The 13,960-nt window shown below is 70.6% G+C and carries 14 protein-coding genes; 6 read left to right on the top strand and 8 right to left on the bottom strand.

What is annotated here, in order from left to right:
- The first annotated feature begins 11 nt into the window (after window positions 1-11).
- A complete protein-coding gene (locus HDA39_RS34775; RefSeq protein ID WP_337926026.1) occupies window positions 12-470 on the top strand; it encodes a GNAT family N-acetyltransferase in 459 nt (152 codons plus the stop codon).
- On the opposite strand, the gene HDA39_RS34770 is transcribed toward HDA39_RS34775, so the two are convergent.
- Window positions 425-1,756 carry an MFS transporter gene (locus HDA39_RS34770; protein ID WP_184802489.1) on the bottom strand — a complete coding sequence of 444 codons (1,332 nt, stop codon included), beginning with the start codon at window positions 1,754-1,756 and terminating at the stop codon, window positions 425-427. The genes HDA39_RS34775 and HDA39_RS34770 overlap by 46 nt on opposite strands.
- Window positions 1,757-1,851: 95 nt before the next feature.
- Between HDA39_RS34770 and HDA39_RS34765 the strand changes: the two genes are divergently transcribed.
- Both HDA39_RS34765 and HDA39_RS34755 read left to right on the top strand, forming a co-directional pair.
- On the top strand, window positions 1,852-2,328 hold the full coding sequence (locus tag HDA39_RS34765; protein ID WP_184802487.1) for a MarR family winged helix-turn-helix transcriptional regulator: 477 nt from the start codon (window positions 1,852-1,854) through the stop codon (window positions 2,326-2,328).
- Window positions 2,329-2,346: 18 nt separating this feature from the next.
- Window positions 2,347-4,728 (top strand): thiamine pyrophosphate-dependent enzyme, encoded by a 2,382-nt coding sequence (locus HDA39_RS34755; RefSeq protein WP_337926025.1) that lies wholly within the window; start codon window positions 2,347-2,349, stop codon window positions 4,726-4,728.
- On the opposite strand, the gene HDA39_RS34750 is transcribed toward HDA39_RS34755, so the two are convergent.
- Complete coding sequence (locus HDA39_RS34750; protein ID WP_184802485.1) at window positions 4,721-5,203, bottom strand: DnaJ family domain-containing protein; 483 nt, start codon at window positions 5,201-5,203, stop codon at window positions 4,721-4,723. The two genes, HDA39_RS34755 and HDA39_RS34750, sit on opposite strands and share 8 nt — an antisense overlap.
- An 85-nt stretch (window positions 5,204-5,288) precedes the next feature.
- Window positions 5,289-5,876 carry a hypothetical protein gene (locus HDA39_RS34745; protein ID WP_202893210.1) on the bottom strand — a complete coding sequence of 196 codons (588 nt, stop codon included), beginning with the start codon at window positions 5,874-5,876 and terminating at the stop codon, window positions 5,289-5,291.
- A gap of 69 nt (window positions 5,877-5,945) precedes the next feature.
- On the opposite strand from HDA39_RS34745, the gene HDA39_RS34740 reads away from it, so the two are divergent.
- The 3 genes from HDA39_RS34740 to HDA39_RS34730 are packed head-to-tail and all read left to right on the top strand — an operon-like array spanning window position 5,946 to window position 9,585.
- Entirely contained in the window at window positions 5,946-7,490 is a 1,545-nt protein-coding gene (locus HDA39_RS34740; RefSeq protein ID WP_184802483.1) for an aldehyde dehydrogenase family protein, read from the top strand.
- Entirely contained in the window at window positions 7,487-8,647 is a 1,161-nt protein-coding gene (locus HDA39_RS34735; protein ID WP_238356220.1) for an NAD(P)/FAD-dependent oxidoreductase, read from the top strand. The genes HDA39_RS34740 and HDA39_RS34735 overlap by 4 nt, the downstream gene beginning before the upstream one ends.
- Entirely contained in the window at window positions 8,647-9,585 is a 939-nt protein-coding gene (locus HDA39_RS34730; RefSeq protein WP_184802482.1) for an ornithine cyclodeaminase family protein, read from the top strand. The genes HDA39_RS34735 and HDA39_RS34730 overlap by 1 nt, the downstream gene beginning before the upstream one ends.
- Here HDA39_RS34730 and HDA39_RS34725 read toward each other — a convergent pair.
- The 5 genes from HDA39_RS34725 to HDA39_RS34705 all read right to left on the bottom strand — a co-directional run bounded on the left by HDA39_RS34725 (window position 9,578) and on the right by HDA39_RS34705 (window position 13,901).
- Complete coding sequence (locus HDA39_RS34725) at window positions 9,578-10,126, bottom strand: dihydrofolate reductase family protein (protein WP_184802480.1); 549 nt, start codon at window positions 10,124-10,126, stop codon at window positions 9,578-9,580. The two genes, HDA39_RS34730 and HDA39_RS34725, sit on opposite strands and share 8 nt — an antisense overlap.
- Window positions 10,127-10,128: 2 nt before the next feature.
- Window positions 10,129-10,611 (bottom strand): SRPBCC domain-containing protein, encoded by a 483-nt coding sequence (locus HDA39_RS34720; RefSeq protein ID WP_184802478.1) that lies wholly within the window; start codon window positions 10,609-10,611, stop codon window positions 10,129-10,131.
- 150 nt (window positions 10,612-10,761) lie between these two features.
- Window positions 10,762-11,415 carry a hypothetical protein gene (locus HDA39_RS34715; protein WP_184802476.1) on the bottom strand — a complete coding sequence of 218 codons (654 nt, stop codon included), beginning with the start codon at window positions 11,413-11,415 and terminating at the stop codon, window positions 10,762-10,764.
- 482 nt (window positions 11,416-11,897) lie between these two features.
- Window positions 11,898-12,872, bottom strand: coding sequence for a hypothetical protein (locus tag HDA39_RS34710; protein WP_184802475.1), 975 nt, complete (start codon window positions 12,870-12,872; stop codon window positions 11,898-11,900).
- Between the two features lie 21 nt (window positions 12,873-12,893).
- Entirely contained in the window at window positions 12,894-13,901 is a 1,008-nt protein-coding gene (locus tag HDA39_RS34705; protein WP_184802473.1) for a substrate-binding domain-containing protein, read from the bottom strand.
- Window positions 13,902-13,960: the final 59 nt, after the last annotated feature.

Genomic DNA, 13,960 nt, shown 5'->3' with positions numbered 1-13,960 from the left:
CTGATGGGCCGGTGGCGATCATCAGACCCAGGACCGAGGCCGACTTCGTCAGCTGCGTGGTGCTGCTGCGAGACGTGCACGAGTCGGCCGGGTACCCGGTCAACTGGCCCGACGACCCGAAGGCCTGGCTGACCCCGCCGGACGCGCTCGGCTGCTGGGTCGTCACGGTGAACGGCGAGGTCGCAGGGCATGTCGCCGTGACCGGGACCGCGGGCGGAGCGCTGGTCGAGCGGCTCTTCGTGGACCCGAAGCAGACCGGCCAGGGCCTCGGACGGCAGTTGCTCGACCACGCCGGTCAGATCGCCGGCGACCACGAGCTCGACCTGACGCTCGAGGTCGCCGACAACTGCACCGCCGCGATCGCGCTCTACGCCCGGGCCGGCTGGCGCGAAACCGCCCGTACGCCGGTCGCCTGGGGCGGTGATCAGGCCTCGGCCGTGATCAGCTTCTCCGCGCCCTCGTCCTCCTGATCGAGCGGGTGCGCGATCTCGTCCGACCGCATCCGCCCGAACCAGACCGCCGCGAACGACACCAGCGCCGGGCCGACCCCGGCCGCGATGAACACCGCGCTCACCCCGAACAGCGCGCCCGCCGGCCCGGCCAGTGCCATCGACACCGGCATCAGCAGCAGCGAGACGAAGAAGTCCAGGCTGGAGATCCGTCCACGCAGGTGGTCCGGGACCCGGCGCTGCAGCAGCGTCCCCCAGATCACCATCCCCGCCGAACCGGCCGCCCCGGCGATCGCGGCGCCGGCCATCATCAGCCACAGGTCCTGCGCGAACCCGAGCACGACGACCGGCACCGACCCGACGCCCCACATCAGGGTCATGACGGTCAGGTACCGCCGGGGCAGCGCACGCGACGAGATCAGCAGCGCGCCGACCGCCCCACCGATCCCGAAGGCCGCCATCACCAGGCCGAACTCCCGCGCGTCGCCGCCCAGCTGGTCGCGGATCGCGAACGGCAGCAGCACCTCCAGCGGCCCCAGGATGAACAGCACGAAGAACGTCCCGAACAGCAACGACGCCAGCAGCCAGCGCGTACGCCGTACGTAGCTCCAGCCCTCGCGCAGATCCGCGGCCATCGCCCGGACACCGGTCGGCGCGGCCTCGTCAGCCGGCGTCCCCGCGCCGTCCTGCACCTCCGGCGACGCCGGCTCGTGGCGCAGGTTCATCGCCAGGACGCAGGCCGCCGAGAACAGGTACGTCAGCCCGGCGACCAGGATCGCGACGCCCGGCGAGATCGCGGCGATCACCAGGCCGCCGATCACCGGCCCGGTCGCCTGCTGCGCGAGCGGCCGCAGCGTGCCCTCGAGCCCGTTGGCCGCGAGCAGTTCCTCCGGCGGCAGCAGCCGCGGCACGAGCGCCGTGTACGCCGGGATCAGGAACGCCTCGCCCGCACCGACGAGGACCGCCGCGGTCGCCAGGTGCCAGATCTCCAGCAGCCCGACCAGCGCCAGCGCGGCGAGGCCGAGCAGCACCACCCCTCGTACGGAGTCCGCCACGACGATCACCGAGCGCTGCGACAGCCGGTCGGCCGCGATTCCGCCGAACAGCACGCAGACCAGCAGGCCGATGCTGTACGCCGTGGTGACGACCGACAGCTGGACCGGACCGCCGCCCAGCTCGATCACCTGCCACGCCAGGGCGACCAGCCACAAGCCACTGCCGAGCAGCGCGACCGCGAGGCCGGTCCAGAGCAGGCGGTAGTCGCGGTGCCGCAGCGGCCGTACTGCCTTCCAACTGACCTTACTCACGATGCACACCTCAAGAGTTGACAGCGAAACTATGTGCTCACACCTTACCGGGATCAACAGTTCACTTGTCAACCGTTTACCCGTACACTCAAGTCATGGCAACGCAGCAGATGAGCACGGAACAGCTGGACGCGTGGCGGGCGCTCTACCGCGCCGACACCCTGCTGTTCACGCATCTCGACAACACTCTTCGCAGTATCGCCAAGATGACCTACTTCGAGCACGAGGTTTTGCGGGCGCTCGACGAGGCCGGCGGGAAGCTGCGGATGGCGCCGCTGGCGGAGAAGCTGATGATCTCCCGCAGCGGCGGGACCCGGCTGGTCACCAAGCTCGAGGACAAGGACGGCTGGGTCGTCCGGACCACGTCGCCGGCCGACCGCCGCGCGACCTGGGCCGAGCTCACTCCGGCCGGGCGGGAGGCGCTGAAGACTGCCCAACCCGTGGTCGATGCGGTGGTCGCGACGTTCTTCGCGGATCATGTCCCGGGTGAGGAGCTTCGACGGGCATCCCGGATCCTGGACCGACTGGCCGACGCGAACCCCAACGACGACGGCTTCGACTGCGGCCTCTGAGCCGCCGGAGGTGGCGCGGTGAGTCAGGTCGACGAGCTGTTCCCCGAGCGCGTCCGCGCCCTGAACCCCGTGCCGACCACGCACCCCGCCGAGCTCGTCAGCCGCCTGTACGACGCCCAGCTCGGCAGCCGCCACGCCGACCTGGCCGCCCGCTGGCTGCAGTCCCACGGCCACGGCTTCTACACGATCGGCTCCTCAGGCCACGAGGGCAACGCGGCCGTCGCAGCAGCCCTCCGCCCCACCGACCCCGCCCTGCTGCACTACCGCTCAGGCGCTTTCTATTTGGCAAGAGCCGCCCAAGCAGCCGAGAGTGAAGCAACCAGCGGAAGCGCCGCGCGGAGCGCGGGCGTGGGCGACGAGAAGCGGGAGCACGGCGGCGGAAGCGCCGAAGAGCGGGCGGACGGCGGCGGAAGCGCCGAAGAGCGGGAGCACGGCGGCGGGAGAGCTGGCGAGCGGGCGGACGCCGGGATCGTCGCCGCGCGAAGCGCAGGCGGGGCGACGGGCACCCTCCCCCTCCCGTCCCCCGCCGCGCGCAGCGCGGCGGGGGACGCGCTGCGGGACATCCTCCTGGGTGTGGCTGCAGCGACCTCCGAGCCTATTTCCGGTGGGCGGCACAAGGTGTTCGGGCGGCACGATCTCGCGGTGATTCCGCAGACCTCGACGATCGCCTCGCATCTGCCGCGAGCCATGGGCGTGGCGTTCTCGATCGCCCGGGCCGGCAAGCTCGGTGTCGAGTCGCCGTGGCCGGCGGACGCCATCGTGGTGACCAGTTTCGGGGACGCCTCGGCGAACCACTCGACCGCGGCCGGCGCGATCAACGCCGCGCTGCACGCGTCGTACCAGGGCATCCCGATGCCGCTGCTGCTGGTCTGCGAGGACAACGGGATCGGCATCAGCGTGCGCACCCCGGACGGCTGGATCAAGCAGGCCTACGGGCAGCGCCCCGGCCTGCGGTACTTCGATGCCGACGGCACCGACCTCGACGCCACCCTGACGATGGCGACCGAAGCGGCGACCTTCGTACGACGCAACCGCCGCCCCGCGTTCCTCCGGCTCCGCACGGTCCGCCTGCTCGGTCACGCGGGCTCCGACGTCGAAGCGGCGTACCGGACCCCCGCCGAGATCATCGCCGACGAGGAGCTCGACCCGTTGCTCGGCACGGCCAGGATCCTCCTCGGCACCGGCTGCTCACCGGCCGAGATCATCGACCGGTACGAGGCCAAGCGCGCCGAGGTAATGGAGCTCGCCCGCGAGGTCGCCGGCCTCCCCCAGCTCGCCTCCGCCGAAGCCGTCGCCGCTCCGCTCCGCCTCGCGAAGGTCCCCGAGGACTCGCTCCCCAGCAAGATCCTCGGCGCCTCGAGCAGCCCTCGCTCGAGCGCAGCGACGAGCCCCGGGCCGGCGACGGAAGAACCCCTCACCCTCAGCCAGTCGATCAACCGTGCCCTCGCCGACGTCCTCACGGCGTACCCGGAATCGATCGTGTTCGGCGAGGACGTCGGCCGCAAGGGCGGCGTGTACGGCGTCACCCGCGGCCTCCAGAAGTCCTTCGGCGCGGCCCGCGTCTTCGACACCCTGCTCGACGAGCAGTCGATCCTCGGTCTCGCGCTCGGCGCCGGCGTCTCCGGGCTGCTCCCGCTGCCGGAGATCCAGTACCTGGCCTACCTGCACAACGCCGAGGACCAGCTCCGCGGCGAAGCGGCGTCACTCAAGTTCTTCTCGCAAGGCCAGTACCGCAACCCGATGGTCCTGCGCATCGCCGGCTACGGCTACCAGAAAGGCTTCGGCGGCCACTTCCACAACGACGACGCGATCGGCGTCCTGCGCGACATCCCCGGCCTCGTCATCGCCTCACCGTCCCGCCCGGACGACGCGGCCGCGATGCTGCACACCTGTACGGCGGCCGCCCGCCACGACGGCGCCGTCTGCGTCTACCTCGAACCGATCGCGCTCTACCACCGCCGCGACCTGCACCAGGACGGCGACGCCGGCTGGCTCGCGCCCTACCCGACCGAGCACGTGCCGATCGGCAAGGCCCGCACGTACGGCGACGGCAACGAGCTGACGCTGGTCACCTTCGGCAACGGCGTCCCGATGAGCCTCCGTGTCGCCGAGCGCCTCCCCGGCGTACGGGTGCTGGATCTGCGCTGGCTGGCGCCGCTCCCGACGGAGGACCTGCTCCGCGAAGCCAACGCGACCGGCCGCGTGCTCGTCGTCGACGAGACCCGCCGTTCCGGCGGCGTCTCCGAAGGCGTCCTGGCCGCCCTCGTCGACGCAGGCTTCACCGGCCGGATGGCCCGCGTCACCAGCGAGGACTGCTTCGTCCCGCTGGGAGCCGCGGCCCAGCACGTCCTGCTGAGCGAGGAGACGATCGAGAAGGCGGCCCGCGAACTGCTCAGCTGAACAGACGCTGCCAGAAGGACTTCTTCCGCGGAGCCTCTTCCACCGGTACGTCGGCAGGCCTGCGGGCCTCGCGGGCGGGCTGCGCCTCGGCCCAGTCCCGGAGAACCTGTTCCTCGTCGACCAGTCCGACCGGCACGACGACGCCGGTGGTGTCGCGGATCTGGATCCGGATCCGGTTGTTGAGGTCCTGCAGGTAGTCCCGCACCTCGGACTCGCGCCGCATCGCGCCGACCTTGTCCGGAATCTGGGCTTTCTCCTTGCGCAGCTGGACCGACGGCGGCAGCAACGCGTCGGTCTCGATGTTCTCCCGGCGGATGAGGTCCTTCACCCACCAGTCCGGGTCGTGCGCGTCGGCCAGCTTCAGCGGTTTGCCCGCACCAGGCAGCCCCTCGAAGTCGCCTCGCAGCTCGGCCTGTTTGATCTGGATCTCCACCCAGTCCTGCGTGGAGATCCCTGGCGGCTTGCGCTCGGTCATGTACCGCACCTCCCGTGGCTCGGGGTCGCTGTACGCCCGGATCCTTGTCCGGGTCACCTCCAGGATAACCGTATTGTGAATGCCTTCACAAGCCCGGTTTCCTCCCGGCGGCCGAGGGCCACAGCTCCGGCAGCGGGATCGGCATCCGCCACATCCGCAGCCCCGGATCCACCAGCCCGTTCCGGATCGCGACGTACCGCAGCAGCCGCAACGGCCCCGCGATCAGCACGAATGCCAGCGGCAGTTCGATCACCACCGCACTCAGCACTGCCTGCAACTGATCGGCTCCCGGATGGCTCGTCAGTACGTCGAACCACGCGTCACACAGCAGCAGTACGCCGGACGCGAACGCCGTCGGGAACAGCAGCTGCCGCCGCCGGTACCCGAAGATCGCCGTCAGCAGCAGCATGATCGTCAAGACGACGTCGAAGCCGACCCAGGTCGCCACCCAGTTGCGCGCCTCGTACCGCTCCGGCAGCGTGACCGCCAGGTAGACCGTCCAGGGGATCAGCGCGGCCACGCACAGCAGAAGCAGCACCAGCCGCCAGCGCCGGATCCGTTCCATCATCCGCCGGGCCGGCATCAGCCCGGACGGCACCGGCGCCAGCCGCAGGATCAGCTCCCGCCGTTCCCGCGTGGACATCGCCGCGATCTGCTCATCGGTCACCCGCACGCCACTCACAGTGCATGCTCACATGGGACGATGGCAGACACCGAGAGCCGCGAGTGAGGAGACCCACCTGTGTCGTCCGTCATCCTGTCCGTCGTCGCCGGAGAGCGCGTCCAGAACCCGCTCCGTACCACCCCTTCGACCAACCCGGCGAACACCGCCGACCTGGTCGGTGAGATCGGCCTGGCCGGTCCGGAGGTGTTCGTCGCCGCAGCCGAGGCGGCCCGCGAGGCGCAGACCGGATGGGCGGCGCTCCCCGCGCCGCAGCGCGGCCAGGTGATCGCGAACGTCGGCCGTCTGATGACGGCGAACAAGTCCCGCCTGGCCGCCCTGGTCACCCGCGAGATCGGCAAGCCGCTCGCGGAGGCGCTCGGCGAGGTCCAGGAGATCATCGACACCTGCGACTTCTTCCTCGGCGAGGGCCGCCGCCTGTACGGCCAGACCGTGCCGTCGGAGATGCCCGACAAGCAGCTGTTCACCTTCCGCCGCCCGGTCGGCGCGGTCGCGGTGATCTCGGCCGGCAACTTCCCGGTCGCGGTCCCGTCCTGGTACATCGTTCCGGCCCTGCTCTGCGGCAACACCGTGGTCTGGAAGCCGGCCGAGTACTCCGCGGTCGTGTCCGACGCGTTCTACGAGATCTTCGCGCACTCCGGCGTACCGGCCGGGGTCTTCAACGTCGTGCACGCCGACGGCCCGGACACCTTCGCCGGGCTCGAGCAGGCGCTGCTCGGCGGACTGATCGACAAGGTCGGGTTCACCGGGTCGAGCGAGGTCGGCAGCCGGATCGGCGAGCTGTGCGGCCGGCACCTGCAGACCCCGTGCCTGGAGCTCGGCGGCAAGAACCCGATGGTCATCACCGAGAACGCCGATCTCGACCTGGCCGTCGAGGGCGCCCTGTTCTCCGGCTTCGGTACGGCGGGTCAGCGGTGCACCTCGCTCGGCACGGTGATCGTGCAGGAGGCCGTGCACTCGGACTTCGTCGAGCTGTTCGCCGCGGCGGTGTCGGCGGCGAAGATGGGTGACCCGACTCAGGACGTGCTGTTCGGTCCCTTGCTGGACGAGAAGTTCGCGGCCGGCTTCGAGAAGTCGCTCGGCTGGATCGGCGACCACCACCGGGTGCTCGGCACGACCGGCCGGGTCACCCCGGACAACCCGCGCGACGGCTTCGTCGGCGATCCGGCGGCCGGGCTGTTCTACCACCCGACGATCGTCGACGGCGTACTGCCGGACGACGAGCTGTTCCTGAACGAGACGTTCGGCCCGGTCGTCGGCGTCACGACGTACGGCGACCTGCCCGAAGCGATTGCCCTGGGCAACAAATCCGGCTACGGCCTGTCGAGCTCGATCTACACGACCGATCCGCAGCAGGCGTTCCAGTTCGCGCAGGGCATCTCGGCCGGGATGGTGAGCGTGAACAACTCGACCTCCGGGGCCGAGGCGCACCTGCCGTTCGGCGGCAACGGCAAGTCCGGCAACGGATCGCGGCAGAGCGGCATCTGGGTGCTGGACCAGTTCACCCGCTGGCAGTCGCTGAACTGGGACTACTCGGGCAAGCTCCAGAAAGCGCAGATGGACACGGTCACGGTCGAGGCCGACTTCGGATTCCTGCTGCCTTGAGCCCGACGACGCTGCCCGAGTCCGCCGACGTCGTGATCGTCGGCGGCGGCGTGATGGGGACCAGCATCGCGTTCCACCTGGCCGAGGCCGGCGTACGGCGGGTGCTGCTGCTCGAGCAGGACAGCCTCGGCGCCGGCTCGACGTCCAAGGCGGCCGGTGGGGTCCGGGCGAACTTCTCCGACGAGGTGAACGTGGCGCTCGGGGCCCGCAGCCTGCAGGCGTTCCAGGACTTCGCCGTACGGCCTGGGCAGGAGATCGATCTGCATCAGGTGGGTTATCTGTTCCTGCTGTCGACCGACGAGCAGGTGGCGTCGTTCGAGCAGAGCACCCGCCTGCAGAACGCGGCCGGCGGACCGACCCGGATGATCTCCGTCGACGAGGCGGTCGCGCTGGCGCCGTTGATCGCGCCGGACGGGCTGGTCGGCGCGTGCTTCTCACCCGACGCCGGGCACTGCTCGCCGGAGTCGGTCGTGCTCGGGTACGCGACCGCGGCCCGGCGACTCGGGGCGCAACTCGTCACGGGCTGCGCGCTGACCGGGATCGAGGTCGTGGGCAACGACATCCGCGGCGTACGGACGACGCTCGGAAGCGTCGAGACCTCGACGGTCATCTGCGCCGCCGGCGCCTGGTCCGCCGAGGTCGGCCAGTACGCCGGCGTCGAGCTCCCGGTGACCCCGCTGCGCCGGCAGATCGTCGTCACCGAGGCGGTCGACGGACTGCCCGGCAACCTGCCGATGACGATCGACTTCGGCAGCACGTTCTACTTCCACCGCGAGGGCCCCGGCCTGCTCGTCGGCATGTCGGACCCGTCGGAGCAGCCCGGTTTCCACCTCGATCGCTCCGACGCGTGGCTGCCCGCGCTGACCGAGGCGATGGGTCGCCGCGCCCCGAGCCTGCTCGACGTCGGCCTGACCGGCGGCTGGGCCGGCTTGTACGAGAACACGCCCGACCACAACGCGCTGATCGGTGAGGCGGACGAGGTGAGCCGATTCCTTTACGCCACAGGGTTTTCCGGGCACGGCTTCCTGCAAGGCCCCGCGGTCGGTGAGGTGATCCGGGACCTCTGGCTGGAGCGCCCGCCGTTCGTCGACGTGTCCCCCCTGCACGCCCGTCGCTTCCGCGACGCGGCGGCTCGCGCGGAATTCAACGTGGTCTGATGACGCTGCTGCTGAAACGCTCCGAGATCCTCGGGCTGCTCGACGTCCCCGCCGTCCTGCGCACGCTGCGCGCCGGATTCACCGCGGCGGTGGAGATCGAGCCGCAACGGATCCGGACCGAGCTGCCCGGACCCGGTACGGCGACCACGCTGCTGCCCGGCACGATTCCGGGCATTCCGGCGTACACGGTGAAGGTCAACGCAAAGTTCCCGCAGGCCACTCCGGCGTTGCGTGGGGTGGTGTGCCTGCATGACGCGAGGGACGGGTCGTTGCTGGCCCTTCTCGACTCGGCGACGATCACCGCCTGGCGGACCGGGCTCGCGGCGGCGCTCGCGACCGACGTACTGGCGGCGAAGACGGCCCGGACGGTCGGCGTGGTCGGGACCGGTGCGCAGGCCGGGATGGTCGTCCGGGGGTTGCTGGCGTTGCGCGAGGTCGAGCACCTGGTCGGGTACGACGTGGATCGCGCGCGGGCCAGGAAGTTCGTGGCGCAGGCGGGGATCCCGGGCGCGGTGGTCGACAGCGCGACCGGGGTCGCGGCGCGCGCGGAGATCGTCGTACTGGCGACCTGGTCGCGGGAGCCGTTGCTGACCGCGGCGGACGTCCGGCCCGGGCGGCACTTCACGACCCTCGGCGCGGACGAACCGGGCAAGATCGAGGTCGGGGCGGACCTGCTCGCCGGTGCCCGGGTGGTGGTCGACGATGTCCGGCTCGCGGCCGCGATGGGGGCCGTGGGCAACGTTGGTCTGGACGAGCGCTCGATCGGCGCGACGCTCGGCGAGGTGCTGTCGAACACCAAGCCAGGCAGGCAGTCCGCCGCGCAGGTGACGGTCTACGCGCCGGTCGGGCTGCCCTGGCAGGACCTGGCGATCGCCTGGCCGGTCTACCAGGCAGCTCAGGCTACGGGGATCGGGCGGAGCATCGACTTCCTCAGTTGACCTTGTACTCCAGCGAGATCAGACGGTCGTCGATCACCTCGTTGCTGAGCAAGGTCAACTGTTTGTACGGCAGTTTGGTGAACAGCGGACCTTCGCCTTCGCGCCCGTGCATGGTCGGGAACACCATCACCCGCAGCCGGTCCACCAGCCCCGCGTCGAACAGGCTCCGCACCAGCGACGGGCTGCCGAGCGTGATCATCGGCCGGTCGTCGAGCTGCTTCAACGCCGGCACCGCGGTCTCCAGCGGCTCGTCGACGAGCGTCGTGTTCGCCCAGCTCAACGGCTGCGTCAGCGTCGTCGAGAACACCAGCTTCGGCAACTCGGCCATCCGCACGAACGACGGGTCGTCGCCCTCCTGCACGATCTCGGCCATCATCCGGTACGACGTGGCGCCCATGACGATGACGTGATCCTCGGCGAGCTTCCGCTCCACCCACGCCGACAGACCCGGCCCGTCGTACCCCCAGTACGCCGCCGACTGCGGCCCGCCGTCCCCGAACCCGTCCAACGTGCTGAACATGTCCACGACCAACTCACGCACGGCTACTCCTTCACCAGTTGGGCAACGAGGGCGTCGAGCTGGTCCATGGAGGCACGAATGCCGGTCTCCGTGCCGGTCTCCGTGCCGCCCTCGACGTACACGTCGCGGTCCTCGACGGTCGGGAACACCGTGCTCTGCCGCAGGGTGGTGACACCGTCGTTCTCGTCGAAGGTGATCGTATTCAGGTACACGACCCCCGGGTACAGGTCGAACTCGTAAGTCTGCACGATCCGCTCGGGACTCGGCGTCCCGTGGTACGGCCCGTGGAAGACGAATCCCTTGCCGTCGCTGTCGTAGTGCGTCCAGCGCCAGCGGCCGCCGTGCCGCGGGTCGAGCTGGTTGACGGTCAGCGTGAGGCCGGCCGGGCCGAGCCAGCGAGCCACCAGGTCGGGCTCGGTGTACGCGCGGAAGACCAGCGCGCGTGGCGCGTCGAACCGCCGGGTGATCAGCACGAGCGGGACACCAGGGTCGGCGGTGATCTCCATCAGGGCTGCTCCTTGAGCTCGTCGAGCAGGTCGTCGAGGCGGTCGAAACTCTCGCCCCAGTAGGCGCGGTAGTCAACCAGCCACTCGGCCGCCGTACGCAGTGGCGCTGCTTCGAGGTGACTCAGCCGGGCGGCTCACCTGCGGTCGGGTTCAGCGACGGGTGGGCGCGCCCTGCGGGTCGTTCGGGTCTTCCCAGTTGTCCGGGTCGCACCACTCCGCGGGCCAGTCGCGCTGGCGGCAGTACTCGGCGAGCAGTTCCTCGCGGGTCATCGTGCGGGTCGGCGTCGTCCGCGGCGGACGAGGCGGCTTCGTGGTGGTCGTCGTCTTCGTCGGTGTCGGATCGCGCTTTTCCTCGGTGCGCTCCGGGGCCTTCGTCGTCCGGGTCTTGGTCGGTACGACGGTCGGCTTGGCCGTCGTCCTCGGAGGCGGCGGCGGAGTGCTCGAGCGCACGGTCGGCGGCGGCGCGGACGGAGTCGGCGTCGGGGTCAGTGACGGGGTCGGGCTGCGGTCGTCGAGAAGAGGCGCGGCCTGCGACTGCGGCGGCTCGCCGTCGAACGTCGACAGTCCCCACAGGGCCAGCACCAGCACGGCCGCGACACCACCGGCTCCGGCGACCACCAGCCGCCGCGGCGGCCCGGCGTACCGCCCGACCGGACCGCGGACCGCGTTGCCCTTGCCGTCGACCCAGAAGTCCCAGTCCTCCGGCGCCGGCGGCCACGCCGGATCCGGCCGCCACGTCTTGGGCGGCACCCAACTACGGCGAGGCGGCGCGGGCCAGTTCGGCGGTACCACGAACCGCTTCACACAACCTCCACCTCGCCGACGAAAACCCGACCCAGGCTAATGGATCCACCGACCCCCAAACACCCCACCCAGGTCAGCTTTCCGTTAGGACCGCACTAACCCAACGACCCAGCCCCCCGAAAAGCTACTTTCTCCCACGCACTGCTCCGCCCGCTCCTTCGTCGCGTGCTACGCAGCGCTCCCGCCCACCCACTTTGTTTGCACGCGTGCTGTCGCCCGCTTCAGTACGCGCTGACGCGCTTCGTGCGCGCTGACGCGCGAAGTGCCGCGCTGACGCGCGAAGTGCGCTTCCGCGCGAGGTGCGCTTCCGCGCCGAAGGTCAACTGCCGGCGCGCTGGAGCACACGTTGGCTCACCGCGCGGCGCACGCGCAGGCGCTGGCACCCAGCGTACCGAGCGGCGTCCCACCGAGGCCGAACCTCGCCCGATCGCCGGCTCGGATTCACCTGCCGGTGGATGGATCCGAGGTGCCGACCTGTCCGACTACTTGCCGATGAGTTTGGCGGCGGAGTCGAGCATGTCGGTGGCGTAGCGTTCGCTGAAGCCTGCGGCGAAGCCGGTGACGGCGAAGACTGCTACCGAGGCCGGGGTGCCGACGGCGGAGCCGCCGGCGAGGATGCCGGCCAGGAGGGTGAAGTAGGCGAGCGAGCCGAAGATCGCGCCGACGCCTGGCCGGAAGGCGCCGAGGAGGGTGCGGTGCCAGCGGGAGGCGCTGTGGTCGATGACCAGCGAGCCCTTGGACATCCGCTGGATGACGGAGATCGTCGCGCCCAGGGCGGACATGGCCACGGCCGCGACCAGAGCCGAGGGGACCAAAGCGCCGCGCCACCATGCGTTCGCGGCCAGGCCCAGGAAGATCACGAGCAGGAACGTCGGCACGATGCCGGCCAGGACACCCTGGAAGTACTCGAGCCGCGCCTGCCGCTGGAGCAGGACCTCGACGCGCGCCTTCACGACCAGGATCTCGTTCTTCGCCGCCGCGACGGCAGTGGCGATCTCCTCCTCAGGCGCGTTGCTCGCGACCAGATCCGCAGCGACCATCACCCGCGTCAGCCCGGAGTACGCATGGTCGGTCGCCTCCTCCAACTGCTGTACGACGTGCTTGCCACGCAGCCCGTACCCGGCTTCCTTCGCGATCACCTTGCAGGCGATCTCCTCGTCGACCAGCTCGGGCGGCGGCGAGTTCAGGATCGAGTAGACCATCCGATCCTTGGCCAGCAGGCACCCGCCGACGACGGCCGTGCAGTAGTACTCCTTCTCGATCCCGCCGTGCAGCTCGGCGAACTTCTCCGACAGCGCCGGGATCAGCCAGAAGCCCGCCGTACTGGCCGCGGCCTCGGTCGACGAAGCCAGCTGGTGCGCCTGCACGAGGTGCCGGAACGTCGCCGGTCCGTACGTCGCGGCCTGGTAGAGATCCGGGTACTGCGCGGCAGCCTCTTCACCGGGCGTCGACGTCATGCGCAGAGCGTACGGCGTGAATCATCGCGGCGGTGGCCCGCTGGTGTCGCGCACCTGAAGCCTCATCGGCAGGTACGTCGGCTCGGCGTCGTCGCCGTTCACCAGCAGCTGTTCCAGCAACTCACCGGCCCGTCGACCGAGCTCGTCCCGCGGCACGGACACCGTGGTCAGGTTGGAGTGCGCGACCCGCTCCAGCGAGATGTCGTCGAACCCCACCACCGAGTACGCCGCCGGCACCGCGATCCCCAGCTCCCGCATCCGCGCCAGCGCGCCCAACGCGACCAGGTCGTTGTAGCCCAGGATCGCCGTCACGTCCCCAGCAAGCACACCAGCCACCGCGTCGTACCCGGCCTCGCTCGTCGCCCCGCACTCGACCACCTCGACCTCCACCCCGAACGCCCGCGCCGACTCGAACGCCCGCAGCCGTTCCGCGTTGGCCCACGACGCCGACGGCCCACTCAGGTACGCCGCCCGCCGATGCCCGAGCTGCGCGAGATGCCCGCACACAGCAGTCATCCCGCCGTGGAAGTCGACCGAGATCGACGGGACCGCGAGCCCCGGCACGATCCGGTTGAACAGCACCATCGGATGCTTCCGCCCGGCTAGCTCCGCCAGCTCAGCGCGCGACATCCGCGGCGAGCACAGCAGGACGCCGTCGCAGCACCGCATCAGGTCCTCGACCAGGTCGTGCTCGGCCGCGGGATCCTCGTCGGACTCCATCACCATCATCCGGCGCCCGTGCGACCGCGCCACCGCGGAGACCGCCTTCAGGACGTCCGGAAAATAAGGGTTCGCCAGATCCGGGACCAGGACACCGATGGTCCCCCACTCGCCGCGGGCCAGTCCCTGCGCGGCCGCGTTCGGCCGGTAGCCGAGCGACGCGACCGCTTCCTGCACCCGGTCGACCAGTGACGCGTCCACGCGCGCGGTCCCGTTCAACACCCGGGACACGGTCGCGGCGGAGACGCCCGCCGCCGTGCTCACGTCGCTGATCGTGACGCGCGGTGGCCGGCCCGGACGGTTCGGCACGGCGGTCCTCCCCTCGACGAGAAAGCGCTTGCAGGCAAGGCCACAGGCTAACCGCGGCG

This window comes from Kribbella italica (assembly GCF_014205135.1).
GTDB lineage: Bacteria > Actinomycetota > Actinomycetes > Propionibacteriales > Kribbellaceae > Kribbella > Kribbella italica.
This window is presented reverse-complemented; position numbering and strand designations above follow the sequence as displayed.